General features: G+C 35.3%; 3 protein-coding genes and 1 pseudogene. All 4 read left to right on the top strand.

Translation table 11 applies throughout. From position 1 onward, the window contains the following. The coding region (locus ACFX5F_RS16130; RefSeq protein ID WP_379853050.1) for a T9SS type B sorting domain-containing protein at window positions 1-1,197 on the top strand (1,197 nt) is incomplete at its 5' end. Between the two features lie 163 nt (window positions 1,198-1,360). Next, window positions 1,361-2,269, top strand: coding sequence for a PorP/SprF family type IX secretion system membrane protein (locus ACFX5F_RS16125; protein ID WP_379853049.1), 909 nt, complete (start codon window positions 1,361-1,363; stop codon window positions 2,267-2,269). Window positions 2,270-2,282: 13 nt separating this feature from the next. Continuing rightward, window positions 2,283-2,687, top strand: a complete 405-nt coding sequence (locus ACFX5F_RS16120) for a tetratricopeptide repeat protein (RefSeq protein WP_379853048.1) — start codon at window positions 2,283-2,285, stop codon at window positions 2,685-2,687. Between the two features lie 37 nt (window positions 2,688-2,724). Next, window positions 2,725-2,956: pseudogene (locus ACFX5F_RS16115) on the top strand (OmpA family protein); the annotation flags it as partial.

Genomic DNA, 2,956 nt, shown 5'->3' with positions numbered 1-2,956 from the left:
AATGGTGCGTGTGCGGGTTCTTATTCTGTAACCAGAACTTGGACCGCTACAGATGCTTGTGGAAATTCATCTACCGCAACTCAGACTATAAACGTTCAGGATACCACGGCTCCGGTTATCGCTACATTGCCTGCAACTGTAACTATCTCTTGTCCTGCAACGCCTGAGTTTACTCAAGCAACTGCAACTGACGCTTGTGGTTCTGCTATCACTTTGACTCCTATTGATGTAACAACTGCTGGTGCGTGCGCGGGTTCTTATTCTGTAACCAGAACTTGGACCGCTACAGATGCTTGTGGAAATTCATCTACTGCGTCTCAAACTATCAATGTTCAGGATACAACTGGTCCTACAACGACGACCGCATTTAGCGCAACTATAGATGTAAGTTGTGATGCTATTCCTGATAAACCGGCACTCGTTTTCGTAGATAATTGCTCTACAGCGACTGAAAAAGAATATACTGTAGGTCCTAAAATTAATGAGGTGGCAGGCTCCTATTCGTTTGTGAGAACATGGATTGCAACCGATAATTGTGGAAACGAATCTACATTTAAACAAATTATTAATGTAGCTGTTACTAATAGTCTGGTGACAATACCAAGCACAGCTTGTAATAATGGAGAGGTGACAACTGTCAATCTAACTAGTCTATTACCTGTTGGAACTCCTACTACCGGAACTTGGACAGCAGTAAATAATGCTGCAGTCTTACAAGGAGATGTACTTACTGTTTTTGGTCTTCCTATTACAACTCCAGAAAATCCTGCTTATGTTTTCGAATATAAAATTACTGATGCCGATTGTCCTAGAACTATTCGAATAAATATGACCATTGATGATTCTTGTGCAGGTATAGTGTTACCATGTGGTGTTGTATTGGTTCATAACGCCTTCTCTCCAAATGGAGATGGAATTAATGAAAATTTTATAATCGATAATATTGATGATATTAACTGCTACCCAACTAATACGGTTGAAATTTATAACCGTTGGGGAATATTAGTTTTTGATACTACTGGTTATAATAATACATCAAGGGTTTTCAACGGTATTTCTCAAGGCAGATCAACAATCAGCCAGTCTTCTGGATTACCAAGCGGAGTTTACTTTTACATTTTGAATTACACTTCAGTAGACGGTAATGGTAACCTTCAGACCAATAAAAAAGACGGGTATTTATACCTTACGAAATAATTAAATTTAAAATCCTGAGGACTTATAGGTCCTCAGGTTATTATTAAAATAGAATCCAATGCTCCTATCTTCAAATGATAAACACTAAGACTGTTATCAATTTGACCTGTTGAACTCTTTATTTATTCGTTCGATAGTTAATTTAAAATAATAAATATCTACTATGAAAACAAAACTATTTTCTTTCGTTTTGATGTTTACAGCCATGTTAAGTTTTGCTCAACAAGATGCTCAATTTACACAATACATGTACAACACCATTAATATTAATCCTGCTTATGCAGGATCAAGAGGAGTGCTGAGTATTTTTGCTTTGCATCGCACCCAATGGGTAGGACTGGACGGCGCGCCAGTTACCAATACGGTATCTGTTAATACGCCGCTGAACGCAAATAATTTGGGACTGGGAGTCTCTCTCGTTAATGATAAAATAGGACCCACTCATGAGAATACACTCTCCGCTGACTTGTCCTATACCGTCCCAACTTCCGAGACTTTTAAACTTTCATTTGGTATCAAAGCTACTGCTAATCTCTTCGATTTAGATGTATCCAGATTAAATCCAGCTTATGATGATCCTAGCCTACATGATTATAGTAATAAATTCACCCCTAATATTGGTGCTGGGGTTTATTTACATTCGGACAAGGCTTATGTTGGTTTTTCGGTACCTAATTTTATCGAATCTAAAAGATATGATGATAATGAAGTAGCAATTTTCAAAGAAAAAATTAATTACTACTTAATTGCTGGTTATGTATTCGATTTAAAGAATGACATTAAATTCAAACCTGCAGTACTAACCAAAATAGTGGCGGGAGCCCCGCTTCAAGTCGATGTCTCTGCTAACTTTATGTTTATTGATAAATTCGTGGTTGGCGCAGCCTATAGATGGAGTGCAGCATTAAGTGCAATGGTAGGGTTTCAAGTTTCAGAAGGTTTATACATAGGATATGGCTACGATCATGAAACGACCAATTTGAATCATTACAATTCCGGTTCGCATGAAATATTTTTGCGTTATGAATTATTTAACAATAATAACAAAATTATTACACCACGATTTTTCTAAAAAATAAATTATTATGAAAAATAATATAATTCTTTACATAGCCACAGCATTAAGTTTTATATCATTTAAAATTTACTCGCAAAACGAAAATTTTTATGTGACCAATAAAATAAATGACCAGTATGCTTATATCGATGTCATAAAAACATACGAAAGAGTGGCAGAAAAAGGATATAAATCAGTGGATTTGTTTCAAAAGCTAGGAAATTCCTATTACTCCTATGCTGAAATGGAAAAAGCTGCAAAATGGTATGGTGAACTATTTGCACTGACTAGTGATCTAGATCCAAAATATTATAATCAATATGCCCAATCTTTAAAATTCATAGGTGAAACTGGTAAAGCCAATGAAGTGTTGGAAAAGTTAAAGCAAAAATTAGAAGCAGTTGCTTCTAAAAAAAATCAAAAAAAAAGATAAAATCAGTACTCCAAGATTCTTCTAAAAATTAATTATTATGAAAAATAGTACACTCCTTTACATAACAATAGTAAGTGTTTTTTCATTTAACATTTACTCCCAAAAAGCTAGGGTAACTGCAGCCGATAAAAAATACGATAATTATGCTTACGTAGATGCTATAAAAACCTATGAAAGAGTAGCGGAAAAAGGATATAAATCGGTAGATATGTTTAAAAAATTGGGAAACGCCTATTACTTCAACGGCGAACTTGATAAAGCCGCCAAAT

The sequence above is a fragment of the Flavobacterium zhoui genome, from assembly GCF_042787235.1.
GTDB classification, from domain to species: domain Bacteria; phylum Bacteroidota; class Bacteroidia; order Flavobacteriales; family Flavobacteriaceae; genus Flavobacterium; species Flavobacterium zhoui.
Note: the sequence above shows the minus strand (reverse complement) of the source record. Positions and strands in the feature narration are given on the sequence as shown.